The 23,384-nt window shown below is 67.6% G+C and carries 24 protein-coding genes and 1 riboswitch; of the genes, 5 read left to right on the forward strand and 19 right to left on the reverse strand.

The window, feature by feature from the left end; all coding sequences use genetic code 11:
• Positions 1 to 2: 2 nt before the first annotated feature.
• The 9 genes from AC04PT_RS10865 to cbiE all read right to left on the reverse strand — a co-directional run bounded on the left by AC04PT_RS10865 (position 3) and on the right by cbiE (position 8,424).
• A complete protein-coding gene (locus AC04PT_RS10865) occupies positions 3 to 1,340 on the reverse strand; it encodes a TRAP transporter large permease (RefSeq protein ID WP_482873703.1) in 1,338 nt (445 codons plus the stop codon).
• Positions 1,340 to 1,855, reverse strand: a complete 516-nt coding sequence (locus AC04PT_RS10870) for a TRAP transporter small permease (protein ID WP_482873704.1) — start codon at positions 1,853 to 1,855, stop codon at positions 1,340 to 1,342. Before AC04PT_RS10870 ends, AC04PT_RS10865 begins: the two co-directional genes overlap by 1 nt.
• A gap of 76 nt (positions 1,856 to 1,931) precedes the next feature.
• Complete coding sequence (locus tag AC04PT_RS10875) at positions 1,932 to 2,981, reverse strand: C4-dicarboxylate TRAP transporter substrate-binding protein (RefSeq protein ID WP_482873705.1); 1,050 nt, start codon at positions 2,979 to 2,981, stop codon at positions 1,932 to 1,934.
• Positions 2,982 to 3,298: 317 nt separating this feature from the next.
• Positions 3,299 to 4,030: a precorrin-6A synthase (deacetylating) gene (cobF, locus tag AC04PT_RS10880; protein WP_482873706.1), complete on the reverse strand. Its 732-nt coding sequence runs from the start codon at positions 4,028 to 4,030 to the stop codon at positions 3,299 to 3,301.
• Complete coding sequence (gene cobA, locus AC04PT_RS10885; RefSeq protein WP_482873707.1) at positions 4,023 to 4,757, reverse strand: uroporphyrinogen-III C-methyltransferase; 735 nt, start codon at positions 4,755 to 4,757, stop codon at positions 4,023 to 4,025. Before cobA ends, cobF begins: the two co-directional genes overlap by 8 nt.
• Positions 4,754 to 6,067, reverse strand: coding sequence for a cobyrinic acid a,c-diamide synthase CobB (locus AC04PT_RS10890; RefSeq protein ID WP_482873708.1), 1,314 nt, complete (start codon positions 6,065 to 6,067; stop codon positions 4,754 to 4,756). Before AC04PT_RS10890 ends, cobA begins: the two co-directional genes overlap by 4 nt.
• On the reverse strand, positions 6,060 to 6,866 hold the full coding sequence (gene cobM / locus AC04PT_RS10895; protein ID WP_482873709.1) for a precorrin-4 C(11)-methyltransferase: 807 nt from the start codon (positions 6,864 to 6,866) through the stop codon (positions 6,060 to 6,062). The genes AC04PT_RS10890 and cobM overlap by 8 nt, the downstream gene beginning before the upstream one ends.
• Entirely contained in the window at positions 6,863 to 7,231 is a 369-nt protein-coding gene (locus tag AC04PT_RS10900) for a cobalamin biosynthesis protein (protein ID WP_482873710.1), read from the reverse strand. Before AC04PT_RS10900 ends, cobM begins: the two co-directional genes overlap by 4 nt.
• Complete coding sequence (cbiE, locus tag AC04PT_RS10905; protein ID WP_482873711.1) at positions 7,228 to 8,424, reverse strand: precorrin-6y C5,15-methyltransferase (decarboxylating) subunit CbiE; 1,197 nt, start codon at positions 8,422 to 8,424, stop codon at positions 7,228 to 7,230. Before cbiE ends, AC04PT_RS10900 begins: the two co-directional genes overlap by 4 nt.
• On the opposite strand from cbiE, the gene AC04PT_RS10910 reads away from it, so the two are divergent.
• Complete coding sequence (locus AC04PT_RS10910) at positions 8,423 to 9,178, forward strand: cobalt-precorrin-6A reductase (protein WP_482873712.1); 756 nt, start codon at positions 8,423 to 8,425, stop codon at positions 9,176 to 9,178. The two genes, cbiE and AC04PT_RS10910, sit on opposite strands and share 2 nt — an antisense overlap.
• Here the strand turns inward: AC04PT_RS10910 and cobJ are convergent.
• From cobJ to AC04PT_RS10945, 7 genes are read right to left on the reverse strand one after another with little or no spacing between them, the layout of a single operon-like run.
• Positions 9,151 to 9,903 carry a precorrin-3B C(17)-methyltransferase gene (gene cobJ / locus AC04PT_RS10915; RefSeq protein ID WP_482873713.1) on the reverse strand — a complete coding sequence of 251 codons (753 nt, stop codon included), beginning with the start codon at positions 9,901 to 9,903 and terminating at the stop codon, positions 9,151 to 9,153. The genes AC04PT_RS10910 and cobJ overlap by 28 nt on opposite strands.
• Positions 9,900 to 10,643 carry a precorrin-2 C(20)-methyltransferase gene (locus AC04PT_RS10920; RefSeq protein ID WP_482873714.1) on the reverse strand — a complete coding sequence of 248 codons (744 nt, stop codon included), beginning with the start codon at positions 10,641 to 10,643 and terminating at the stop codon, positions 9,900 to 9,902. The genes cobJ and AC04PT_RS10920 overlap by 4 nt, the downstream gene beginning before the upstream one ends.
• The gene (locus AC04PT_RS10925; protein WP_482873715.1) at positions 10,640 to 11,269 is read right to left on the reverse strand and encodes a precorrin-8X methylmutase; all 630 of its coding nucleotides are present in this window, start codon (positions 11,267 to 11,269) and stop codon (positions 10,640 to 10,642) included. The genes AC04PT_RS10920 and AC04PT_RS10925 overlap by 4 nt, the downstream gene beginning before the upstream one ends.
• Before the next feature lie 6 nt (positions 11,270 to 11,275).
• Positions 11,276 to 12,388 carry a precorrin-3B synthase gene (gene cobG, locus AC04PT_RS10930; protein WP_482873716.1) on the reverse strand — a complete coding sequence of 371 codons (1,113 nt, stop codon included), beginning with the start codon at positions 12,386 to 12,388 and terminating at the stop codon, positions 11,276 to 11,278.
• Positions 12,385 to 15,741: a cobaltochelatase subunit CobN gene (gene cobN, locus AC04PT_RS10935; RefSeq protein WP_482873717.1), complete on the reverse strand. Its 3,357-nt coding sequence runs from the start codon at positions 15,739 to 15,741 to the stop codon at positions 12,385 to 12,387. The genes cobG and cobN overlap by 4 nt, the downstream gene beginning before the upstream one ends.
• A gap of 38 nt (positions 15,742 to 15,779) precedes the next feature.
• Positions 15,780 to 16,838: a cobalamin biosynthesis protein CobW gene (gene cobW / locus AC04PT_RS10940; RefSeq protein ID WP_482873718.1), complete on the reverse strand. Its 1,059-nt coding sequence runs from the start codon at positions 16,836 to 16,838 to the stop codon at positions 15,780 to 15,782.
• The gene (locus AC04PT_RS10945; protein ID WP_482873719.1) at positions 16,839 to 17,213 is read right to left on the reverse strand and encodes a DUF1636 family protein; all 375 of its coding nucleotides are present in this window, start codon (positions 17,211 to 17,213) and stop codon (positions 16,839 to 16,841) included.
• Between the two features lie 95 nt (positions 17,214 to 17,308).
• A riboswitch (cobalamin riboswitch) is annotated at positions 17,309 to 17,519 on the reverse strand.
• A 37-nt stretch (positions 17,520 to 17,556) separates the two neighbouring features.
• On the opposite strand from AC04PT_RS10945, the gene cobO reads away from it, so the two are divergent.
• The 4 genes from cobO to AC04PT_RS10965 are packed head-to-tail and all read left to right on the forward strand — an operon-like array spanning position 17,557 to position 20,292.
• Positions 17,557 to 18,168, forward strand: coding sequence for a cob(I)yrinic acid a,c-diamide adenosyltransferase (cobO, locus tag AC04PT_RS10950; protein WP_482873720.1), 612 nt, complete (start codon positions 17,557 to 17,559; stop codon positions 18,166 to 18,168).
• A complete protein-coding gene (locus tag AC04PT_RS10955) occupies positions 18,168 to 18,512 on the forward strand; it encodes a Lin0512 family protein (RefSeq protein WP_482873721.1) in 345 nt (114 codons plus the stop codon). Before cobO ends, AC04PT_RS10955 begins: the two co-directional genes overlap by 1 nt.
• Positions 18,512 to 18,850, forward strand: coding sequence for a Lin0512 family protein (locus AC04PT_RS10960; RefSeq protein WP_482873722.1), 339 nt, complete (start codon positions 18,512 to 18,514; stop codon positions 18,848 to 18,850). Before AC04PT_RS10955 ends, AC04PT_RS10960 begins: the two co-directional genes overlap by 1 nt.
• Entirely contained in the window at positions 18,847 to 20,292 is a 1,446-nt protein-coding gene (locus AC04PT_RS10965) for a cobyric acid synthase (RefSeq protein WP_482873723.1), read from the forward strand. Before AC04PT_RS10960 ends, AC04PT_RS10965 begins: the two co-directional genes overlap by 4 nt.
• Positions 20,293 to 20,596: 304 nt before the next feature.
• Here AC04PT_RS10965 and cobD read toward each other — a convergent pair whose 3' ends face one another.
• The 3 genes from cobD to AC04PT_RS10980 are packed head-to-tail and all read right to left on the reverse strand — an operon-like array spanning position 20,597 to position 23,326.
• Entirely contained in the window at positions 20,597 to 21,562 is a 966-nt protein-coding gene (cobD, locus tag AC04PT_RS10970) for a threonine-phosphate decarboxylase CobD (protein WP_482873724.1), read from the reverse strand.
• 10 nt (positions 21,563 to 21,572) lie between these two features.
• Complete coding sequence (cbiB, locus tag AC04PT_RS10975) at positions 21,573 to 22,508, reverse strand: adenosylcobinamide-phosphate synthase CbiB (protein ID WP_482873725.1); 936 nt, start codon at positions 22,506 to 22,508, stop codon at positions 21,573 to 21,575.
• Positions 22,505 to 23,326, reverse strand: a complete 822-nt coding sequence (locus tag AC04PT_RS10980; protein WP_482873726.1) for a propanediol utilization protein — start codon at positions 23,324 to 23,326, stop codon at positions 22,505 to 22,507. Before AC04PT_RS10980 ends, cbiB begins: the two co-directional genes overlap by 4 nt.
• Positions 23,327 to 23,384: the final 58 nt, after the last annotated feature.

Consider the following 23,384-nt stretch of genomic DNA (forward strand, 5'->3'; position numbering starts at 1 on the left):
GATCACATCGAATTCGGAATGAGCAGCGAAATGATCGGAAAGGCCATGATCAGGATCAGCACGATCACGTCAACCGTCAGGAAGCGCAGGATGCCAGAGAAGATCTTGTCGATCGATACCTCCTTGCCGACCACATTGGCGATGACGAAGACGTTGAGCCCCACGGGCGGCGTGATAAGCCCGATCTCGAGCAGCTTGATGACCACGACGCCAAACCAGATCAGGTCGAAGCCGTAGGTTTCCACCAGCGGGATCATCAGCGGCAGGGTCAGGACCATGATGCCGATGGGATCGAGGAACATGCCCAGCACGAGGTAGATCACCGCGATTGCGGCCATCAGCATGACCGGCGACAGCTGCGCCTCGGTCGCGGCGTTGACGATTGTGGGCGCGACGCCGGTGAGGGCGATGAAGGCCACGAAGATCTTGGCGGCGGCGGCGATCAGGAAAATGCTGGCGGTCTGGATGCAGGTTTCGCGCAGCGACTCGATCAGGCCGCGGAAGGTCAGCTTGCGCTGCACGAAGCCGATCACGGTGGCGGCGGAGACGCAGATCGCGGCGGCTTCGGTGGCAGTGAAGAAGCCGCCGTAGATGCCGCCGACGATGATCACGAAGAGCCCGATGGCGGGCCAAGACTCCAGCGCCGCCCTCGCCCGGTCGCCCATGGTGATGGTGCCCTGAAAGCGCGGCGCATCCTCGGGCGAGCGGCGGACCCAGATGTAGATCACAAGGATGAACCCCAGCAGCGAAATGATGCCCGGCAGGATACCGGCGAGAAATAGCGCGCTGATCGAGGTTTCGGTGAAGATGCCGTAGATGATGAACAGCACCGACGGCGGAATGAGCGAGCCCAGCGTTCCGCCCGCCGCGACGCTGGCGGTGGCTAGGCGCTTGTCATAGCCCATGCGCAGCATCTCGGGCGAGCAGATGCGGCCCATGGTCGAGGCGCAGGCGATGGAGGATCCGGTAATCGCCGAGAACCCGCCGCAGCCCACCACCGAGGCCATGGCAACCCCGCCCGGCACCTGCGCCAGCCAGACCCGCGCAGCGTGGTAGATTTTCGTCGTTATTTCAGCGCGATAGGCGATGTGTCCCAGCGCAATGAACAGCGGGATCATCGACAGGTCGTAGGAATGGATCAGGTCGAAGGAATTCGAGAACACCAGCGAGGACGTGGGCCTGATGGCGCGGTCCGGGGTGAAGGCCCCGGTGCGGAAGGCGAACATCAGGAAGGTTCCGACGGTCGCCACGCTGGCCAGCGCAAAGGCGATAGGCACGCGCACCGCAAGCAGCCCGATGACCGAGGCGAAGGCGATGATGCCGATCAGGGTGCCGTCCATCAGACGCTCTCCTCATGGTCATGGGCGGGGGCGGTGATGCTGCCGCCGGCGCGGATGGTGCGGATGTCGCTGACGGTCATCACCAGCAGCCGCAGCCAGCAGAACGAGATGCCCACCAGAAAGACGACCCGCCCGGGCCATTTCGGCAGGTTGAGCTGGCCGAAGAAGAAGGCGCCGTTTTCCAGCGTATGCGTGGCCTCGCGCCAGCCGGCGTAGATCAGCGGCAGCAACGCGAACAGTCCGATCACGCTGCCCAGCACCACCAGCCAGTCCTGCACGCGGACAGGCATCTTGTTGCTGAGGAATTCGACGACGATATGCGCCCGGTCCACGGTGGCGGCGGCCAGTGGCAACACGATGGCGACGACCATGAGCTCGCGCACCATGACGATGGTGTCCGGAATGCCGGAGTTGACGGTGATCCGCAGCAGCACGCTTGCGGTGATCAGCACGCCAAGGCCGATGACGGCAATGACGGCCAAGTCGAGCAGCAGCCTTTCGACACGACGCAGCATCGGTCTCCTCCGGTAAATGTCTCGGGAAGTGGCCGCGACGCCCGATGGGACGCCGCAGCCTCAGGTGCGCCCGGTTCTACCCGCGCGTCCAGGGATAGCCCTGGGTGTCACGCTCTTCGGCGTACTTGGTCAGAAGGGCGCGGTACTCTTCAAGCAGCGCCGTTCCGTCGAGGCCGGCGGCATTGGCGCGCTCGACCCATTCGTCGACATATTGCTGGCCTTGCTGCACCAGCTTGTCACGCTCTTCGGCAGGCAGTTCGATGATCTCGACGCCCGCGTCCTTCATGGTCTGCACGGCGGCCTCGTTGTCGGCGGTGATCAACTCGCCCAGCTTGTCGGCCATGGCGACGCCGGCCTCACCCATGGCGGCCTGCGTTTCGACGTCCAGATCGTCGTAGGCGTCCTTGTTCATGAAGATGCCCAGCGCACCCACCTGACCCCAATCGAGCAGGGTGTAGCTGGTCATGACTTCCTGCTGCTTCAGCGCCGCGACGGCGTAGGAATAGCCCTGCGAGCAGTCCAGCAGCCCGGTGTCGAGGCCCTGATAGGCGTCGTAGATCGACATCGCGACCATGTTTGCGCCGAAGTCGCGGAAGGTGTCGCCATAGGCGCCGACGCCGCGGACCTTGAGGCCCTCGATATCGTCGACCGAGCGAATCGCGGTGTCCTTGCAGGCGATGTTGACCTCGGAGGTGGTGAAGGTGCCGAGATAGACAAGGTTCTGGTCCGCCAGGTTGGCGGCGATGGCGTCCGACGTCCGCATCAGCTCATCCGTGGCACGCATCCCGACCCAGGAGTCGGCGTTGCGCATCGGCAGGTCGGCAAAGCCGTAGCCCAGCATCTCTTGCGGGAAGTAGACCGCGATGACGGTGCCCAGATCGGCCACGCCGTCGGCGATGGCCTGCGCGGCGGCATTGGCCTTGAAAAGCGCGCCACCCCATTGGATGTCGATCTTCACCTCGCCGTCGGTGCGCGCGGTCACATCATCGGCAAAGGATTGCAGAGCCTCGGCACGGGCGCCGCGATTCGGCCCCGCTTCCCCAAGGATCAGCGTGGTCTCGGCCGACGAGATCGTCGCCGTGGCCATACACAGCACAGCTGCGGTGGATGCTAGCAGGGTCTTCATTGGGTCTCCTCCCCTAATTCTACCATGCGGTATTGAATTCCGATAATGCGAAAGCTAGTGCAGGTTGCCGCGAGAAGTCAAGCCGTGTGGTTTCGTCCGTTCGAATGCACGGCGTCAGGATGAGTCTGGACCGTCCGCTAGCCCGCCGCATCGCTGAACACGGCTTAACCCATGCGGGACATCGAACGGGCCAACGCCCTTGTGCAAATCACGAAACGCGGCCCAATTGCGGACCGGCAACCGATGTCAGATGCGGTTTGTTGGGTACGGTAAAGGTCAACCGTGGGCTATCGTGGCCGCCGGTCTTGCGACAGATGTCAGGTCCTGCGCAGCAGATAGGTATCCATGATCCAGCCGTGTTCTGCTCGGGCCTTTTCACGTGCGGCCAGAATGCGGGGCGCGGCCTCGTCCAGTGGGCCCGCGACAAGGACCTGCTCCGGCATGCCCAGAAAGCCGCCCCACCAGATGTGCAGGCCCTCAGGATCGAGGCTCTGGAAGCTGCAAGCGCCGTCCAACATGACGATCACGGTGTCCGCGCCCCCCGGCCAGCCATGATCGAGCAGGCGCCGCCCGGTGGTGACGACGACCGCGCCATTTACCGTATTGAACGGGATCGCATGAGCCGAGGTCAGCGCCTGCAGGGCTGTGACACCGGGGATGACCCGGACCTGCGGCGCGGGCGTGAGCCGCTCGGAGATGCGCAGGGTGCTGTCATAGAGACCGGGATCCCCCCAGACCAACAGCGCTACCGGGCCTTCGGGGGCGTCCTGCAGGGCCTCGGTCCAGCGCAGGGCGATGGCGTCGTGCCAGCGGGCCACGCGGTCTTGGTAAGGCAGCGCCTCGTCCCGCACCGGCATATTGAATTCGATAACCCTCGCCTCGGCCCCTGCCTGACGCAGGATGGCGTGGCGCAGGTGGGCAAGGTCTTCCTTACCCTGCCCCTTGCGCGGAATCAGCACGGTGGCCGCCGCGCGCAGCGCCGCCTGACCTTCCAGCGTCACGTGGCCCGGGTTGCCGGTGCCGATGCCGATCAGCCATAGCTCAGTCAAGGCCGGCCCCCATTTCGGCCAACGGTCCGTAGAGGATCAGCGCCGGCTGGTCACTGTAGGTGTCGGCCAAGGCCTCGGCGAGCGAGGCGACGGTGTGGCGGGTGATCTTCTGATCCGGAGTGCTGACACCCTCGGCCAGCATCGCCGGAGTGGCGCCGGGCAGGCCGTTTGCCGTCAGGATCGCCAGCAGCTTCGGAAAGGTCCGCTTGCCCATGAACACCACGGTCGAGGCCTGCGGATCGGCCAGCGCGGCAAGGTTGAGGTCGTCCGGCAACTGCCCGCTGACGTCGTGGCCGGTGACGAACTGCACCCTCCGCGCGGTCAGCCTGCGCGTCAGGGGAATGCCGGCGGCGGCGGCGGCGGCGATGGCCGACGGGATGCCGGGGATGATCTCATAGGGTATCCCGGCCTCGCGCAGGGCCACCAGTTCCTCTTCCAGCCGTCCGAAAAGGCCGCTGTCGCCGGACTTCAGCCGGACCACGCGCTGCCCGGTTTCGGCGTAATCCACCAGCAGACGGCTGACGTGGTGCTGGCGCGGTGATGGCCTGCCGGCACGCTTGCCGACGCCGACAAGGTCGGCGCCCGCCCGGGCATGGCCGAGGATCGGGCCCGAGGACAGGTCGTCGAACAGTACCGCATCGGCCCGTTTCAACCGGTCCACGGCCTTCAGGGTCAGCAGTTCGGGATCGCCGGGACCGGAACCCACGAAACTGACGAAACCGCTCATGCGTCCTCTCCGGTGATGAGGTGAAAGAACGTGCCGGTGACATGGCCGTTCTGCGATCCGGTCTCCGGCACCGGGTTGCCATCGGCATCCGCCACCTGCGCCAAGGGCGCGTCGGGTTGTTCGAGGATCGTGGAGTAGTGGAATTCGTGGCCGCGCAGGGCGGTGCCGGCGGCAAAGCCCGGCAACGGGGCCTGCAACACGGCGCGGCGGTACCCGAGGTGGAACTTGCGCTTCTCGTAACTGGTGACGAGCCCCAGCAGACCGGCCATCTCGTGCCGCTCTCCCTGCTTGTCGATCAGCGCCGCGCCCAGCGCCATGTAGCCGCCGCATTCGCCATGGACAGGGCGCGTTTCGGCATGTTTGCGCAACGCCGCGCGGAAGGTCTGCGCGGCGGCCAGCTTGCCTGCGTGCAACTCGGGGTAGCCCCCCGGCAGCCAGACCAGATCGGCCCCGGCATCGGGCGCCTCGTCGGCCAGTGGCGAGAACGGCAGAATCTCGGCCCCGGCAGCGCGCCAGCCTTCCAGCAGATGCGGATAGGTAAAGGAAAACGCCGCGTCCTGCGCCAGCGCGATGCGTTGCGCCGGCGGTTTCGGCAAGGCGGTTGCGGGTGGAACGGCAAGGCCCTTCGCGGCGGCCTTGATCGCCGCCAGGTCCACGTGGTCGCGCAGGAAGTCGGCATAGCCCGCGATGGCTGCGTCAAGGTCGGGATGCTCGACGGCCTGGATCAGCCCGAGGTGGCGTTCCGGCAGCGTCAGGTCACCGCGCCGGGGCAGGACGCCCAGCACCGGCAGGCCGGCGCGTTCCATCCCGAGACGCGTCAGCCGTTCGTGCCGGGGCGAGGCAACGCGGTTGAGGATGACACCGGCGAAGGGCAGATCGGGCATGTATTCGCGGAAGCCCAGCGCCGTGGCAGCTGCGGATTGCGCCTGCCCGCCCACGTCGAGCACCAGCACCACCGGCCAGCCCATGCGCCGCGCGGTTTCGGCGGAGGAACCGAAGCCCTGCTGGCCGCGCGTGGCAACCCCGTCGTAAAGCCCCATGGAGCCCTCGGCGATGCAGATATCCGCGCGCTCGGCCTGCGCGGCGATGGCCCTCAGCAGCCCGTCGCCCATCGCCCAGGTGTCAAGGTTGAACGACGCCCGTCCGGTGGCGGCGCGGTGAAACGCCGGATCGATGTAATCGGGCCCGGATTTGAACGGTTGCACCGTCAGCCCTTCGTCACTGAGCGCGCGCAGAAGGCCGAGCATGACCGTGGTTTTGCCGGTGCCGGAGGATGGGGCGGAGACCAGAAGGCCTTTTGCGTCAGCCATTTGCGGTCTCGTCCTCCGGTGTCCAGCCGGCCCAGGGGCTGTCGGCGCTTTGCGGGCGGTAGCGGCGGTCATAGTCGACCGCGTAGAGACAGGATTCATCAAAGCCCTCGCCCGCCAGGGCCGGGCCGACGAGGATCAGCGCGGTGCGCGAAATTTCCTCCGAGAGCCTGCCCTCGATGTCCGCCAGCGTGCCGCGGATGATCTGCTGGTCGGGCCACGAGGCGCGGTAGACCACGGCAACCGGGCAGTCGGCGCCATAGGCCGGGGTCAGGTCGGCAGTGACCTGCGCGAGGTTCTGCACCGACAAGTGGATGGCCAGCGTCGCGCCGGTTGCGGCGAAATTGGCCAGCGTCTCGCCCTCGGGCATCGTCGTGGCGCGGCCCGGGGTGCGGGTCAGCACCACTGATTGCGCAAGCCCCGGCAGCGTCAGTTCCGTGCCCAGTGCAGCAGCGGCGGCGGCGAAGGACGGCACGCCGGGGGTCACCGACACGGGAATCTTCAGCGCCCGCAGACGGCGCATCTGTTCGCCCATGGCCGACCAGACCGAGAGGTCGCCGGAATGCAGCCGCGCAACATCGTGGCCGGCGGCGTGGGCGGCCTTGATCTCGGCGATGATCTGGTCGAGGTTCATCGGCGCGGTGTTCACGATCCGGGCACCCTCCGGGCAGTGGCCGAGGATCGCCTCGGGCACCAGCGATCCGGCGTAGAGGCAGACGGGACAGGTCGCGATGATGTCGCGGCCGCGCAAAGTCAGCAGGTCGGGCGCGCCGGGGCCGGCGCCGATGAAATGGACGGTCATGTATCGTCTCCCATGGCCAGCGCGCAGGTGGCGAGGTGGTCGTCGGATATCACCCGAGGCGTCAGGAGTCGGGCATGCGGACCGGCGGCAGCCAGCGCCGCGGCCTCGGAGACCGACCCGGTGCCGCGGGCGTTTTGCGAATAAGTGGAACGAGTTATGGTTTGAACGTCATGCAGCGCATCAGGATCGACCTTGGTGAATGGCAGATCGAGTTCGCGCGCGAGCGACCGGAACACCCCAGTGTCGGCCTTGTCGGCAACGGTGGCAAGACAGTCGGGCCGATGGGCGCCGCGCGCCTTGGCATAGGCATTGGCGAGGCTCTGCACGGTGGCCGCCGAGCGGAAGCCGAAGCCGGCGACGATCATAGGGTGACGCTCCACTGCACAATTGGATAGCTGGCTTTCCAACCCCGGCGCGGCCCGAGCGGCGCGGCCTGCGACAGGTCGATGCGCAGCAGGTCTCCGCCATGCTTCGCCTGAGCGTCTATGAGCTGCGCCTCGGTCTCCAACGTCACCGCGTTGGCCACAAGGCGGGTGCCGGTGAACTGCGTGGTGAGCCAGCCCAGAAGATCGGAGCTGAGACCGCCTCCAACGAAAATCGCGTCAGGCTTGGCGAGGCCGGTCAACGCTTCGGGCGCCGCGCCCGTGACGACCTTCAGCCGGTCGACCCCGAGCCGCGCGGCATTGGCGCTGATACGCTCTGCACGGTCGGAACGCGGCTCGATGCTGGCGGCGGTCAGCGTGTCGTCGCTCAGCAACCACTCGATGGCGATGGAGCCCGAGCCGCCGCCGATATCCCACAGGTACTCATTGGGGCGCGGGGCAAGCGCCGAAAGGGTCAGCGCGCGCACTGGCCGCTTGGTCATGGTGCCGTCGCTGTCGAACCAGTCATCGGGACGACCGGAGGCCAGCGGCAACACATCACCCGGCCCGGCCACGACGCCGGCAACGCAGACCGGATGCATGTAGATGCGGTCCGGCAGCGTCGCCGGCGTCGTGGTTGTCAGGCGCTCGCGCGGGCCGCCCAGCGCCTCCATTACGGTCAGCGCCGAGGTGCCGAACCCGGCGTCGGAGAGGTAGCTGGCAAAGGTGCCGACGGCCTCTCCGTCCCGCAGGAGGACCACAAAGCGCTTGCCGGGGGCGAGATAGGGGCGCAGGCGGCTGAAGGGCGCGGCATGGAAGCCGAAGCAGCCGGTGCTCTCAAGCGGCCATCCGAGACGGGCAGCGGCCAGCGCAAAGGTCGAGGGCCCGGGGATCGCGCGCCATTCGCCGGGTTGCATATGGCGGGTGATGCTGGTGCCCGCCCCGAACCAGAACGGATTGCCAGAGGTCAGCGCCACGGTGCGACGCGGCTTGAGGGTCATCAGCCGCGCAATGCCGTCGGCAAAGGGAACCGGCCATTCGATCCGCTCGGCGCCGGTCTCGGGCAGCAGCGACAGGTGACGCGGCGGGCCGATGACGACCTCGGCCTCGGCCAGCGCGGACAGGCTTGCAGGCGACAGGCCCTCCGGTCCATCCTCGCCCAGACCGACGATGGTGAGCCAGGGGGCCTCAGACATGGAACCGAACCTGCTGGTGCTGGGTGGCACGACGGAAGCGAGCGCATTGTGCCGGGCGCTGGACGAGGCCGGGTTGCGCGGCACAGTGTCCTTTGCCGGACGGGTGAAGCGGCCCGTACGCCAGCCGCTGCCGCAGCGGATGGGCGGGTTTGGCGGGGTCGCCGGGCTGGTGACCTATCTGCGCGAACATGCGGTCACCCATGTGGTCGATGCGACGCATCCCTTCGCAGCCCAGATGAGCCGCAACGCGGTCGCGGCTTGCGCGGAGGCCGGGGTGCCGCTGATCGCGCTGACCCGCGCCCCATGGGTGGCCCAGCCGGGCGACGACTGGCACTACGTGCCGGATATCGCGGGCGCGGTGGCTGCGCTGGACCGGCCCCGGGCAAACGTCATGCTGGCAGTGGGGCGGATGCACCTGGCGGAATTCGCGCCGAACCCGCAGCACCGCTACCTCCTGCGCCTGGTGGACCCGCCCGAGGCGCCCTTGCCCTTGCCGGATACGCATGTGGTGGTGGATCGCGGGCCCTTCACCGCAGATAACGATCTGGCGTTGATGCGGGACCACGGGATCGAGGTGGTGGTGTCCAAGAACGCCGGCGGCAGCGGCGCGGCGGCCAAGCTGGCGGCGGCGCGTACGCTCGGCCTTCCGGTCATCATGATCGACCGCCCCGCCCTGCCCGACCGACGCGAGGCGCATGACGTGGCCGGGGTGCTCGACTGGATCGCTCATGCCGGGACCGACCTCGGGGTGTAGACGATGGGGCCCCCGTCGCGCGCGATGATCCGGGTAGTCGAGGAGCCAACGATCACCATGGTGCGCATGTCGGCCATTTCGGGCGTGCATTGGGTCAGCGGGACGACCCTTATCTCTTCCTCGGGGGTCGAGACGGCGCGCGCGAAGATCACCGGACGGTCGTCGCCGCAGGCGGCTTGTAAGAGGTCTAGCGTGCGGGCGAAGCCTTCGGGGCGCGATTTCGAACGCGGGTTATAGAAGGCCATGGCGAAATCGGCCTCGACGGCAAGTCGCAAACGCTTTTCGATCAACGGCCACGGCTTGAGATTATCGCTCAGGTTTATGGTGCAGAAATCGTGGCCCAGCGGCGCGCCTGCCCGGGCGGAGGCGGCCAGCATGGCCGTAACGCCGGGCAGGACGCTGATGTCGATCCCCAGCCACTCCGCCGGTCCCGCCTCCAGCGCCTCGAACACGGCGGAGGCCATGGCGAAGACCCCGGGATCGCCCGAGGAGACGACGACCACCTTGCGGCCCTCGGCGGCCATCTCGAGCGCGTGGCGCGAGCGGTCGATCTCGACCCGGTTGTCCGAGGCGTGCAGCGTCAACCCCGGGCGTTCGGCCACGCGGGCAACATACGGGAAGTAGCCCACCACGTCGGTGGCTTCGGCCAGCGCTGTCCGCACTTCTGGCGTGACCAGGGCCTCGTCCCCCGGTCCCAGCCCGGCGATGGCCAGCCAACCGCTCATGGCCGGCGGCCCCGGCCATGCACCACGATGATCGAGAAGTAGGGCGCGCCGCCCTTGCCGACCTCGTCGAGCCGCCTGACCCGCTGTTTGGGCATTGCGGCGTATTCCACAAGCCAGGCGTCATCGTAGCGGCCAGAGGCTTGCAGCGCCTGCCGAACCTTGTCCATGTTGCGGCCGATCTTCATCACCACCAGCGCGTCGGTGTCGGCCATGCGGCGGACAAGGTCACGTTCGGACAATGTACCCATGACCACGGTCAGCACGTCGTCGCCCCATGTGATCGGCGCGCCGGTGGCCGTCCAGGCGGCGGACATGCCGGTGATGGCGGGCACCACTTCGACCGGGACCTTGCCCGACAGCCGGGTGTAAAGGTGCATGAAGGAGCCGTAGAAGAAGGGATCGCCCTCGCAGAGCACCACCACGTCCTCGCCCGCCTCGGCCAGCGCAGACAGACGTTCGGTGCAATCGGCATAAAAGGCGGCGAGTTGTTCGTTGTAGCGCGGGTCGGTCAGAGGAATCTCGGTCGTGACCGGGTATTCCATGGGGATCTCTGAGGCGCCTTCGGGGATCATGCCGTCGACGATCGAACGGGCCTGACCGCTACGACCGGCCTTGCGAAAGAACGCCACGTGGCGTGCCTTGCGCAGCAGACGGTCGGCCCGGACGGTCATCAGGTCCGGATCGCCGGGTCCGAGGCCCAGACCGTAGACGGTGCCGGTCTTGATCTGCGGCGCGTTCATTCGGCGCGGCTCGCGATGGCGTTGATGGCCGCGACGGTGATGGCGGAACCTCCAAGACGGCCTTCCACGATGCAGCATGGCACCGGCTGATCGGCCCAGAGCGCGTCTTTCGATTCAGCCGCGCCGACGAAACCCACCGGGCAACCGATGATTGCCGCGGGGCGCGGGCAATCGGGGTCTTCCAGCATGTTCAGCAGGTGAAACAGCGCGGTGGGCGCGTTGCCGATGGCCACCAACGCACCGTCGAGATGCTCACGCCAAAGCTCCAGCGCGGCGGCGGAGCGGGTATTGGACATCTCTTTCGCCAGTTCCGGCACCCGGGGGTCCTGCAGGGTGCAAATCACCTTGTTCCGGGCGGGCAGACGCGGGCGAGTGACCCCTTCGGAGACCATCCGAGCATCGCAAAGGATCGGCGCGCCACGGACCAGCGCTGCACGGGCGACGGTCGAGAAACCGGGCGAGAAGCGGACGTGCTTTTCCAGCCCCACCATGCCGGCGGCGTGGATCATGCGGACGGCGATGGGTTCCTCGTCCTCGGAGAAGCGGGCGAGGTCGGCCTCGGCGCGGATGGTGGCGAAGCTTTCGGCGTAGATCGCGGCGCCATCGGTTTGATAATGGTAGGTCATCGGCGGTCAATTGGCTCCGGTGAGAATGGCCTCAGGGGTCAGCCCGGTCTGGCCGGGGTCATCCCATGCGTGGCCTTTGCGGACAAGGTCAAAACGCCCCTCGCGACCGACCAGCGTGATCTCGGCGGGGGCCTTGCGGGCGCACCCCTTGGCACAACCGGAGACATGCAGAGTGCCCCCGGTCAGGGGCGCGAGTTGACGGGCAAGCGGACGGGTTTCGACACTGGCCTGCGAGCAAAAGGGCGCGCCGGGACAGGCATCGGTGTTGAGCAGCGGATCGGCCGGATCGGTGATGAAGCCGTCAGATGGCATCTCGGCCCCTTCCAGCAACAGCAGACGCCATGGCGTGACACGGAGGCCGTCGGCATGGGTCACGGCCTGCGTCAGCGTCGCCGCGTCGATCTGGCCAAAAGCACACCCTACCAGGGCGCCGAGGTCATGCGGACCGGGGGCGGGACGTGGGGCCCGGGCTTTCGGCGGCGTCTTGGCCCAGTCGTCGGGCAGGGCATTCACGCAGAGCACCTGCGCCATGCGGCGGCGGCCGTCGGTCCGATGCGCGGCGAACCATTCGGCCATTTCCTTCAGCGCGTCGACGGCTGTGTCTTCGGTGATCGGACGTCCGCGAGCGCACCCGTCGGCCCGCAGGATCATGCCGGTCCGGCCGCGCTCGAAACGGAAGTCTGCCGGATCGTCGACCAGCACCGGGCTCGGCCCAAGGTCGACGGCATAGCCCACCTTGGCCGGCATGTTCGGAAGATCGCCCAGCCCCTCCGCTACTGTCCGCGCCATCCGCGCGGTTCGGTCGCCGCGCTGCCAGAACGGCACAGTCAGAATATTGCGGCGGCGCTCGGCCTCCGGATCGGCGTCGAGCAGCTCAAGCGCGGCGAGGCCTTGCAGCAGCGTCTCGTGGTCCTGTTCGGACACGCCACGGATCTGCAGGTTCGCACGGTTGGTGATGTCGATCACGCCGCTGCCGTGGCTCTGTGCGAGGTCGCAGAGCCCTGTCACCTGCTCGACCGTCAATCGCGCCCGCCAGGGCCGGATGCGCACGATCAGCCCGTCGCCGGACATCATCGGCCGCCAGGCACCGGGGCACCAGCCCTTCGGCTGCGACCTCATTCCCCCGTCTCCAACCCGGCCAGCACAGAGTTGCGCCGGGTCTGCCAAAGGCCGGCCTCCAGAAGTGCCGCGAAGCGGCCACGCATGGCGGCGATGGCCTGCGGATTGGCGTCTTCAAGGAACGCCGCGGTCTCGGGATCGCCCAACGTGGCCTCGTGGTAGAGGTCGAACAGATGTGGCTCAACCGCGCCCGCAAGATGCGCGAAGGCCGCCATGTGATCCAGCGTCGCGGCGATTTCGGCGGCGCCGCGGAAGCCGTGACGGCGCATCCCTGCGATCCAGTCGGGGTTGGCGGCGCGGGCCTGCACCACCCGGGCGATTTCCTCGGACAGCGCCCGGGTGCGGGGCCGCGCCGGATCGGTGTTGTCGAGGTGATAGAGCGCCGCCCTGCCCCCGGTATCCGTCCCTGTCTGCTCCTGCGCGGCCGCGAAACCGGCCTCGTGCGCGGCATAATCGGCGGCGAGCAGCAGGTCGGTCTCGGGCAGGTCCTGCAAGTGCACGAAGCTGTCGGCCTGCGCCACCCGGTCCCGGATGCCACTGTCGTCGCGTTCCGCCGCGTCGCCGTCCAGCGCCCAGGACGAGGCTGCAAGCCAGGCTTCTCCGGCGGCACGTCGGCCTTCGTCGCTGTAATCCTCCAGCACCTGCCCCATGCCCAACCCGAAGTGCCCCGGCTGCGGCCCGTAGACCCGCGCGAGGTCATCCCGCCCTGCATAGGGGTTCCAGTCCTCCGCCTCGTCGCGTCCGGCCAGAGCCCGCACTGCCTGTCCGAACAGCGCCGACAGCGTCGGAAAGACATCGCGGAACAGCCCCGACACCCGGAGCGTCACGTCGATCCGGGGCCGGTCGAGTTCGGCGATCGGCAGCACCTCGATCCCGGAAACGCGCTCGGACCCCTGGTGCCAGACCGGCCGCACGCCCAGCAGGTGCAGCGCCATGGCGAACTCTTCGCCGGCGGTACGCATGGTGGCCGAGCCCCAGAGATCGACGATCAAGCCACGCGGCCAGTCGCCTTCGTCCTGCAGGTGCCGGCGCACGAGGTCCTCGGCCAGCTTGACCCCCTGCGCATGGGCCGCCCGCGTCGGCACCGCGCGGGGATCGGTGGTATAGATGTTGCGCCCCGTCGGCAGCACGTCGCTGCGGCCCCGATAGGGCGAGCCGGAGGGACCGGCCGCGATGCGACGGCCGTCCAGCGCATCGAGAAGCGCCTGCCGTTCGGCCTCTGCCGACGCGCCGGTATCAAGATCGCCTGCCGCTGCGGGACGCCCCCAGACATGCAACCCGTCACCGAACTGGCTTTCCTTGATGTCGCAGACGAAGCGGTCGATGCGGGTGATCGCCTCGGCGGTGCTGCTGGCGCGGTCGAGCCCGAGGTCGTCCTCGACACCCAAGGCCTGCGCTTCGGTGCGAATGTCCGCCTGCAGCCGGTCGCGACGGCGTGGGTCCAGCCCGTCGGCATTGGAGAATTCGTCCAGCAACGCCTCCAGCCGCACCAGTCGGTCGGGCGTCTGGCTGACCTTCAACGGCGGCGGCACGTGGCCCAAGGTGATCGCGCCGATCCGCCGCTTGGCCTGCGCCGCCTCGCCGGGGTCATTGACGATGAAAGGATAGATCACCGGCAGCGTGCCGGTCAGCACCTCCGGCCAACAGCAAGGCCCCAGAGCCACCGACTTGCCCGGCAGCCATTCCAGCGTGCCATGCGCACCAATGTGGACCAGCGCGTCTGCCTGTTGCTGAAGCCAGAGGTAAAAGGCCACGTAGGCGTGCCGCGGCACCCGCGCCAGATCGTGGTAATCGTCGTCGCGGCTCTCGGGCGTGCCGCGCTCCGGCTGGAGCGCAATCAGCGCCTTGCCATGCTGGAGGGCGGCAAAGCGGAAGACGCCGTCTGCGGCGTCGGTTTCCGGCGGCCCCCAGGCAGCCAAAAGATCGTCCCGCAACTCCGGGGGCAACGCGGAAAGCGCTGCCTCATACTCCGACAGCGGCCACCTGATATCTCTTTCCGGCAGAGCGGTTGCCAGTTCCGGCACCTCTGCCGGCAGATCATAGCCGCCGTCGCGCAGGTCAGACAGGATCGCCCCGGTTGAGGCCAACGCGTCCAGCCCCACGGCGTGACCGATGTTCCAGTCCTTACCGGGATAGGTCGACAGGATCAGCGCCGGGCGCCGCTCTGCCACCGGCCGCGCGGCCAATCGCAACCACCCGTCGACCCGCGCGGCAATGGCCGCCACCCGCTCGGGCTCGGGCTGGTGCGCGGTGCGGGCAAATTGCAGGTCCGGGTCGCGCACCCCGGCCTCCTTGAATGAGGCCACCCCGCCGAGGATACGCCCATCCACCTCTGGCAGAACCACGTGCATCGCGAGGTCAGCCGGAGACAGCCCCCGGTTCGACCCGTCCCAGGCCTCGCGCGACGCGGTCGCCAGCGCCACCTGGAACACTGGCACCCCGCCCGTGTCCAGAGGCGAAGTACCGCCCTCGCCCCGGCCGCTGAACGCCGTCGCATTGACGATGCCATCAGGCCCGAAGGCCTTGATGTGCCGCCGCAACCACCCCGCCGCTGCCGGCGCTTTCAGGGACGGCACGAACACCGCCTGCACCGCGTAGCCCAAGCCCTCGAACGCCTGCACCAAGGCCTCGACCGGTGCCAGATCCGCCGCCACAAGGTACGAACGGTAGAAACAGATCAGCACCTTCCGCTGTATTTCAGCGACGCCGCCCCCCGACGCGTTCGGCGCAGCCGCATTGGGCTGCCCCCCTCCGACGCGCTCGAAACACGCAACCGCCGGACAGCACACGCCCCGATCCGCCGTCCAGGCCCCGACCGACGGCAGGACCTTCGCCCCGATCACCGGCCCCGCGTAGTGCCCCGCCGCCAGCGCCATCTGCGCCAGCGCCGCCTGCGCCGCGACCGCGCCACCCACGTCGCAAAGATGCTGCAAACGCCGCAGCGTCGAGACCGGCAACGTCGAAAACGCGTCCAGCTGCGGATCCGTCCGCCCATCGGCCGGCAGAACCGCCAGAGCGATGCCCCTCTCCTCGGCCAGTGCCTTGACCTGGGCAAGCCCGTAGGACCAGTAGGGCACTCCGCCGATAAGCCGGATCAGGATACCCTCGGCACCGGACAGCGTCTGCTCGACATAGGTATCCACCGACAGCGGATGTTTCAGCGCCGTCAGGTTGGCAAGGCGCAGGGTGGGCAATTTGCCCTCCTTCCCCCCGCCCCGCCGCCAGGCCTCGGCAAATGCCCCGAGGTCACTGTCGGAGAAGGACATCACCACCAGCGCCGCTGGGGTCTGACCCAGGTCCTGGGGGGTGTCGGTTTCCTCCAACCCATGGCTTTCGCGGAAGATGACGTGCATGAGAGCTTTCCGAGCGCGGGGTGCAAACCCGCCCTACATCATTCTGCAGCTTGGGCCGTGGTCACGCCCAACGCGGCGCGGATGGCCTGTGGGTCGATGTCGTCATGCTCGGCGATCACCACAACGCGTCCCTGACGATCCTCGCCGATTTTCCATGCGCGGTCGTACTGGTGCCTGACCCGTGCGCCCACCGCCTGCACCAGCAGGCGCATCGGTTTGCCGGCGACCGCTGCGTAGCCCTTGACACGCAGGATGTTGTGGCTTGTCGCCAGACCCTCGATGGCGCGCACAAGGTCGGCTGGATCGGCCAGTTCCGGCAGGTCAACCACGATCGATTCGAAGTCGTCGTGATCGTGGTCGTGCGACGTGTCATGGTGGCTCGGGCGGGCCTCCATGTCGTCTTCCGCCGCGGCTTCCAGCCCGAGGATGACGCGCGGGTCGACCGCACCCTCGGCCACTTCGATCACCGGCAGGGGACGCGGCGCCTCGGCGGCGATTACCTCTTTCGCCTTGGCCACACCCTCTGGTCCGGCCAGGTCGGGCTTGGTCAGCAGGATGATATCGGCACAGGAAATCTGGTCCTCGAATACCTCGGAAAGCGGCGTCTCGTGGTCAAGGCTGTCGTCGGCCAGACGTTGCGCATCGACCCGGGCGACGTCAGGCGCGAAACGTCCCTCTGCAACGGCCTCGGCATCGGCCAGCGCGATCACCCCGTCGACGGTGATTTTAGAACGGATATCGGGCCAGTCGAAAGCCTTCAGCAGCGGCTTGGGCAGTGCCAGACCGGAGGTCTCGATCAGGATGTGATCGGGGCGCGGCTCCAGCGCCATCAGCGCCTCGATGGTGGGAATGAAGTCGTCGGCCACGGTGCAGCAGATGCAGCCGTTGGCCAGTTCCATGATGTTCTCTTCCGGGCAATCGGGGATGGCGCACCCTTTGAGGATCTCGCCATCGACGCCGACATCGCCGAATTCGTTGACCACCACGGCAAGGCGTTTGCCGCCGGGGTTCTGCATCAGGTGGCGGATCAGTGTCGTCTTGCCGGATCCGAGGAAGCCGGTAATCACGGTGACGGGAAGCTTTGCGAGATCGGTCATTTAGTCCTCCACTGGGGGAATGCGGGCGATGCAGTTGCGTTTGAAATGCTCCGGACGCTCGCGCCACGGGATCAGCCCGTCATCGGTGGCGTGATAGCGCGCGGCACCGTCGGCGATCACGCCGGGATGCGACACTTCGTGGATGTTTCCGTACACATAGGTCCAGCGCCCCGGGCCGCGCAGCGCCACGGTGCAGCCGTGGTCGCAATTCTGCAGGCACTCGACGGCACGCAGGCGCACGCCCTCGGGCATGTTGGCGCTGAGCTCGTCGTAAAGCCGCTGGCCGGGACGGCGTTCGTCCTCGGGCAGGTCCGTACCCCTGCGGCATTTGACGCAGACCAGCAGTTCGGTCTGAGCCACGCTGGTGTCCTTCATACCTCGTCCGTCCCAATTCGGGGCACGCGGGTCGGATGGCGGGAGCGGGCCTCTTGCCCGGCACATCCCGACACCGGAACACCCCGTCCGGTTTTCGTCTCGTCTCTCGGCTGGCAGGTCTCCCGGCTTGCGGATGTGAGGCCCTTCGCCTCGCGGTCATCCTGCCTTCCCGGGCGGACCCAGTGGCGAAACGGACGACCTCTCCGGTCACGGTCGCGGGGGCGGCTGCGCTTGACCCTGTGTCGACAGGGCTGGCACATTCCCTTTTCACCTGTTTAGACAGGCACCAGCAGGGATGCAATTGCGCCGGAAGCCCGGTGCTTGTCAAGCGAAAGGGACGCCGATGTCGGACGCCGAAAACACCCGCCACGCCGAGAAGATGAAGAAGATCAAGGCCGCCCGCGACCGGATGATGGCGACCAAGACCGAGGAGAAGGGCCTGATCATGGTCCACACCGGGCCGGGCAAGGGCAAGTCGTCGTCGGGATTCGGCATGATCCTGCGCTGCATCGCCCACGGCATGCCCTGCGCGGTGGTCCAGTTCATCAAGGGCGCCTGGCTGACCGGCGAGGCAGAGTTCCTGAAGGGGCGCTTCGCCGAGGAGTGCCGGTTCTTCGTCTCTGGCGAGGGGTTCACCTGGGAGACGCAGGACAAGGAACGCGACATCGCGGCGGCGCAGAACGGCTGGCGGATCGCGAAGGAGCAGATTCTGGACCCAGATATTCGGTTCGTGCTGCTGGACGAGATCAACATCGCCTTGCGCTATAACTACCTGGACATCGACGAGGTCGTAGGGTTCCTGCTGGAGGAGAAGCCGGCGATGACCCATGTTTGCCTGACGGGACGCAATGCAAAACCGGAGCTGATCGAGGCGGCGGACCTCGTGACTGAAATGAACCTGGTCAAGCACCCGTTCCGCGACGGCATCAAGGCGCAGAAGGGGGTGGAGTTCTGATGCCCGTCAAACGCCTGCTCACCGAATTCGGCATGGGCACCTCGCTCCGCCGTCAGGACTATACCGAGGCCGCGACGCGGGCCGTGAAGGACGCGCTGTGGCACAACTCGATCAATCTGGCCGAGCTATTCGGCAAGGCCAGGGAAGACATGCAGATCACAGTCGACGTGGGCGTGGCGCAGCCGGAACTGGTGGATGCGGAGGCCGTGAAGGCGGTGTTTCCCTACGGGCAGGTCATGGTCCACGTCACGCGCGGCGGGCTGGATGTGGCACGGCCTGACGGCAATCCGACGGTGATGGCCAACGTCGCGATCTCAGTGGCGCTGGACGTGGAGGCCAAGTGATGCAGCGGTTCATCATCGAAATGGGCATGGGCAACGACCTGCACGGGCAGGATTACACCAAGGCCGCCGACCGTGCGATCGAGGATGCCATGCGGCATTCGTCGATCCCGCTGTTCGGGGTGTTGGAGCTGAGCCATGATGACATGCAAGTCAAGGTGACGGTGGGTGTGCAGGAGCCTGACGCGGTCGACTGCGACGCGCTGGCGGCCACCCTGCCCCGCGGCAAGGCCGAGGTCCGCGCCGTGCTGGGCGGATTGGACGTAGCCAATCCCGACACCGGCGAAGTCACCGTGGTGGCGCAGGCGGCTGTCGAGGCGTTCCTGCCGAAACAGGGATGAGCCGCGCGCTGATGATCCAGGGCACCGGCTCCAACGTCGGGAAGTCGATGCTGGTGGCCGGGCTGTGCCGCGCAGCGGTGCTGCGAGGCCTTTCGGTTGCGCCGTTCAAACCGCAGAACATGTCGAACAATGCAGCGGTCACGGCAGACGGGGGCGAGATCGGGCGCGCGCAGGCATTGCAGGCGCTGGCCTGCGGATTGCCGCCGCATACGGACATGAACCCGGTCCTTTTGAAGCCCGAGACGGATGTCGGTGCGCAGGTGGTGGTGCAGGGCAAGCGGCTCGCCACGGTAAAGGCGCGCGACTATGCCGGGCTGAAGCCCGGTCTGCTGACGGCGGTGCTGGAGGGTTTCCAGCGGCTGAAGGCAGCGCATGACCTCGTGATCGTCGAGGGCGCGGGATCGCCGGCAGAGGTTAACCTGCGGGCGGGCGACATCGCCAACATGGGGTTCGCCCAGGCCGCCGGGTTGCCGGTGGTTCTTTGCGGCGATATCGACCGCGGCGGAGTGATCGCACAGATCGTCGGCACCCAGGCGGTGATCGACGCGGGCGATGCGGCGCTGGTGAAAGGCTTCCTGATCAACAAGTTCCGCGGCGATCCTCGGCTTTTCGATGACGGCTACGCGCTGATCGAGGCACGCACCGGCTGGCGCGGCTATGGCGTGGCGCCATGGTTCTCGGATGCATGGAAGCTGCCGGCCGAGGATGCGCTGGACATCCGCTCGGGCGGCGCGTGCGAGGGTTTCCACATTGTCTGTCTGAGGTTCAGCCGGATCGCCAACTTCGACGATCTCGATCCGCTTGCGCAGGAACCGGGCGTCAAGCTCACCATGCTGAATGCCGGCGAGCCGATCCCGGGTGACGCCGACCTGGTGATCCTGCCCGGAAGCAAGTCGACCCGCGGCGACCTCGCGTTCCTGCGGGCGCAGGGCTGGGACGTGGACCTTGCGGCGCACGTCAGGCGCGGTGGCCATGTGCTGGGAATTTGCGGCGGCTACCAGATGCTGGGCCGTGTGGTCTCGGACCCGGAGGGAATCGAGGGGCCGGCGGGCAGCGACCCGGGGCTGGGGCTGCTGCAGATCGACACGGTGATGACGCCGGAGAAGCACCTGAGCGAGGTCAAAGCGCAACATGCGGCGACCGGGCTGTCGATGCACGGCTACGAAATCCACATCGGCCGCAGCGAGGGGCCGGACCGGGCGCGTCCCTTTGCCTTTGTGGAGGGCCAGCCCGAAGGCGCGGCCAGCACCGATGGCCGTGTGCAGGGCAGCTACCTGCACGGCATGTTCCGCGATGACAGGTTCAGAGCGGCGTGGCTGGCGCGCTTCGGGGTCGGATCGGACCTTGGGTATGATGCGGAGGTGGATGGCGTGCTCGACGCGTTGGCGGAGCATCTTGAGACGCATCTGGACGTCGGCGGGCTGCTCGCGGCGGCGGGTTGAAGACGGCCCCGCGCCACCGATAGAGGCTGCAGCGAACCATGACGAAGCCGTAAGGTGCGTCATCACACCCACCTTCTCTGGTTGCCGCCGAACGCCGAGCCGCACAGCCGCCATTTCAGGGAGGGGACAGGACAGGGGTGCGGCCACTCGAACCCTCGACTCCCGAGAACCTCGATCGGTTGCGCGCCCCTCACCATATCGCCTCTCAGGAGGAGGTAGACGGATGCCAGGCGGCCAAAGGCCTTGATCCCGCGCGGCAGCGTCCTACAGTGACCTCTTGCGTCAAGCCGCGACCATCGAAGGATCAGTCTCGGAGCGCCCTTTCCAGCCGCTGCCATGCCGCCTCATCGCCCGGCAGACCCAGCCGCAGCCAACCCTTTGCGTAGGGAAACACCCGCGACCAGATGTGATGCCGCGCCATCCGGTCCTGCGCCGCGAGGGCATCGCCGGTTTCATAGGTGCGAAACAGCGTCGTCCCGCCAACACGAGACCAGCCAAGGCGCTCCGCCAGCGTGTCAAGCCGGCGGGCATCCTCCGCCAGCCTCGCGCGGGTGTCCTCTTGCCACTGCAGATCGCCCAACGCCGCTTGCCCGACCGCAATCGCAGGCCCGCTGACAGACCACGGCCCGGCAAGCGCGCGCACCCTGTCGATCACATCTGCCGGGCCCAGCACAAAGCCCAGGCGCAGGCCCGCCAGCCCGTAGAATTTGCCGAAGGAGCGCAAAACGAGGATGTTGCCACCGTCCAAATGCGGGATGACGGAGCGGTCCGGGGTCGGATCGGCGAAGCTTTCATCGACGATCAGCAGGCCCACCGTCGCAGCCGCCCCGAGGATGTCCGAGGGCGTCCAGCTGCGTCCGTCTGGGTTGTTCGGATTGACCACGACACCCAGGGCGGCCCCGCTCAGCGCCTCAAGGTCCGGCACCTCCGCCACGTCCCAGCCCTGCGCGCGCAGCGCGGCGGCGTGTTCGTTGTAGGTGGGCGTCACCACCCGCGCCTGCCCCGGATCGCCCAGTCTCGGCATCAGCTGGATCGCCGCCTGCGCCCCGGCCAACGGCAGGCACCGGGTTGCCTCCCCGGCCCCAAACGCGCGATGGGCGGCCCCGGCCAAGGCGCTGGTCTCGGCGTGGGTCGGCAGGGCGCCCCATGCGCGCGCGGGCAGGGCGGGCAGCGGATAAGGCACCGGGTTGATGCCGGTGGACAGGTCGAGCCAGTCACCTGCGCCCCAAGTCTTTTGTGCCCGGTCCAGATCGCCGCCGTGGTCGCGCATGAAACTTCCCTCAGACAAGCGCCAGCAGCGCCAGTATCGCGGCCATCCCAACCATGGCGCGGCGGTAGAGCGCAAGCCCGCAGGCGACGTCTCCGGCCTTCGGGTCCGGATCGGTGCCGTTCAGCCAGGGTTCCTGCACCGTGCGATCGCCGTAGCTGCGCGGGCCGGACAGGCGAACTCGCAGACCGGCGGCCATTGCGGCCTCGGGCCAGCCGGCGTTGGGAGACCGGTGCTGCGGTGCGTCACGTCGCATGATGGCCCAAGCCTCGCGCGCCCGGCCCGAGACGGCGGCGAAAAGCACCCCGGTCAACCGCGCCGGGATCAGGTTGACCAGATCGTCGAGCTTTGCAGCCACCATTCCGAAATGCTCGTAGCGGTCGTTACGGTGGCCGATCATCGAATCCAGCGTGTTGATCGCCTTGTAGGCGGCAATGCCCGGCAGTCCGAGCACCACGCCCCAGAACACCGGCGCCGTGATCCCGTCCGAGGTGTTCTCGGCAAGGCTCTCCAGCGCGGCGCGAGCGATGGCAGGGTCGTCCAGTTGCGCGGGGTCACGGCCGACGATCATGGACACCGCTTGGCGCGCGGCGTTTGTGTCGCCAGCCGCCAGCGGGGTGGCGACGGCGGCAACATGATCATGCATGGCGCGCAGGGCAACGAAGGGCCACGCCAGGATCCCGCCCAGCAGGACGCCCACCGCACCGGCCGGCAGCATCGCCTGCACCGCCCACATCGGCAGCACCGCAGCGGCGACGGTCAGCGAGGTGGCAAGGGCTCCGCAGCGCAAACGCTTTGCAGCGGTGCCGTGGTTCCAGCGCCGCTCACAGGTCGCAACAACTGAACCCAGCCAGGTGACCGGGTGGCCGATACGGCGATAAAGCGCCTCGGGCCAGCCGATCGCCGCGTCGATCAGACAGGCAACAAGCATCATTGCGGCGAAGCTCATGGGCCGCCCGTCGGAAACCGTAGGGTTTCGGTGAAGCGCGCCGCGCGGAGGGTGGACACGGCCAGTGATGGCACGGTGCCGGGGGCGAATATCAAACCACGGGCCGACCCAGTGTGGGCACGAAGGTGTCCGACAGCGCCAAGCCTGTGCGCCAGTTCGGCGGTCGGATCGTTCCGGGGACCGCGCAGCGCCGTGCAGCGACGGGCGGATGTAGAGGCGATCTCTGCAAGCTCCGGCAGCGACAAGGGGCTGGCGAACCGCTCGGCCAGATCGGTAACATCCGGGAAGTCGAGGTCAGCGGGGTCAGTGGCCTGCGGCGCCCCCCAAAATCCGCCGACGATTTCGGCCTCGGGCAACGCGGCGACCGGCCCGTGGATACGCGCCTCACGCGGGGCCCAGAGCACGGCGTCAGGACGGGGCAACATCAGCGGATCGGTGGCCCCTTCCATCATGAGACAGGCTTGGGCGAGGTCGCCCTCTGCCCCGGCAGCCCGTGCCAGCGCCAGCAGGGCGGCCGTCGATGCCCCTGCCCCGCCACCCGGCGGCATGTCGGCAGACAGGGCAAACCGGCCTGTCGCGGCTCCGATCCGATCAAGGAACGCCTTCGCGCGGGCTTCGGTCAATACCCGTCGATTCTGCACAATCTCCAGCGGTCCGCTGCCGAGCCTCCGCGCCGATACACCAAGCACCGGACAAGCCACGGTGAGCAGCACAAGCGGTCCGTCCGGCCCGATACGCCCTTGCAACCATTCACCAAAATGGCTTTCGATGCGCACGCCATCGGGCGCGCCCCTATCGGCGGCCCTGCCGTCCGGCAACGTTCTGCCGTGAATTGTCGCTTCCTTCCGCATCGGGAATCTGCTTTGTCACGCTGCC

It is taken from the genome of Litorisediminivivens sp. KMU-197 (assembly GCF_056858395.1).

Excerpts from the sequence above, each read along its gene's own strand:
- AC04PT_RS10960 (WP_482873722.1), top strand. The coding sequence starts at position 18,512 with ATGCAGCGGTTCATCATCGAAATGGGCATGGGCAACGACCTGCACGGG.
- cobO (WP_482873720.1), top strand. The coding sequence starts at position 17,557 with ATGTCGGACGCCGAAAACACCCGCCACGCCGAGAAGATGAAGAAGATC.
- cobG (WP_482873716.1), bottom strand. The coding sequence starts at position 12,388 with ATGAGGTCGCAGCCGAAGGGCTGGTGCCCCGGTGCCTGGCGGCCGATG.
- AC04PT_RS10870 (WP_482873704.1), bottom strand. The coding sequence starts at position 1,855 with ATGCTGCGTCGTGTCGAAAGGCTGCTGCTCGACTTGGCCGTCATTGCC.
- AC04PT_RS10875 (WP_482873705.1), bottom strand. The coding sequence starts at position 2,981 with ATGAAGACCCTGCTAGCATCCACCGCAGCTGTGCTGTGTATGGCCACG.
- AC04PT_RS10955 (WP_482873721.1), top strand. The coding sequence starts at position 18,168 with ATGCCCGTCAAACGCCTGCTCACCGAATTCGGCATGGGCACCTCGCTC.
- cobD (WP_482873724.1), bottom strand. The coding sequence starts at position 21,562 with ATGCGCGACCACGGCGGCGATCTGGACCGGGCACAAAAGACTTGGGGC.
- cobM (WP_482873709.1), bottom strand. The coding sequence starts at position 6,866 with ATGACCGTCCATTTCATCGGCGCCGGCCCCGGCGCGCCCGACCTGCTG.
- cobJ (WP_482873713.1), bottom strand. The coding sequence starts at position 9,903 with ATGAGCGGTTGGCTGGCCATCGCCGGGCTGGGACCGGGGGACGAGGCC.
- cobW (WP_482873718.1), bottom strand. The coding sequence starts at position 16,838 with ATGACCGATCTCGCAAAGCTTCCCGTCACCGTGATTACCGGCTTCCTC.
- AC04PT_RS10865 (WP_482873703.1), bottom strand. The coding sequence starts at position 1,340 with ATGGACGGCACCCTGATCGGCATCATCGCCTTCGCCTCGGTCATCGGG.
- cobA (WP_482873707.1), bottom strand. The coding sequence starts at position 4,757 with ATGAGCGGTTTCGTCAGTTTCGTGGGTTCCGGTCCCGGCGATCCCGAA.
- AC04PT_RS10945 (WP_482873719.1), bottom strand. The coding sequence starts at position 17,213 with ATGAAGGACACCAGCGTGGCTCAGACCGAACTGCTGGTCTGCGTCAAA.
- AC04PT_RS10925 (WP_482873715.1), bottom strand. The coding sequence starts at position 11,269 with ATGACCTACCATTATCAAACCGATGGCGCCGCGATCTACGCCGAAAGC.
- cobN (WP_482873717.1), bottom strand. The coding sequence starts at position 15,741 with ATGCACGTCATCTTCCGCGAAAGCCATGGGTTGGAGGAAACCGACACC.
- cbiE (WP_482873711.1), bottom strand. The coding sequence starts at position 8,424 with ATGTCTGAGGCCCCCTGGCTCACCATCGTCGGTCTGGGCGAGGATGGA.
- AC04PT_RS10965 (WP_482873723.1), top strand. The coding sequence starts at position 18,847 with ATGAGCCGCGCGCTGATGATCCAGGGCACCGGCTCCAACGTCGGGAAG.
- AC04PT_RS10900 (WP_482873710.1), bottom strand. The coding sequence starts at position 7,231 with ATGATCGTCGCCGGCTTCGGCTTCCGCTCGGCGGCCACCGTGCAGAGC.
- AC04PT_RS10890 (WP_482873708.1), bottom strand. The coding sequence starts at position 6,067 with ATGGCTGACGCAAAAGGCCTTCTGGTCTCCGCCCCATCCTCCGGCACC.
- cbiB (WP_482873725.1), bottom strand. The coding sequence starts at position 22,508 with ATGAGCTTCGCCGCAATGATGCTTGTTGCCTGTCTGATCGACGCGGCG.
- AC04PT_RS10910 (WP_482873712.1), top strand. The coding sequence starts at position 8,423 with ATGGAACCGAACCTGCTGGTGCTGGGTGGCACGACGGAAGCGAGCGCA.
- AC04PT_RS10920 (WP_482873714.1), bottom strand. The coding sequence starts at position 10,643 with ATGAACGCGCCGCAGATCAAGACCGGCACCGTCTACGGTCTGGGCCTC.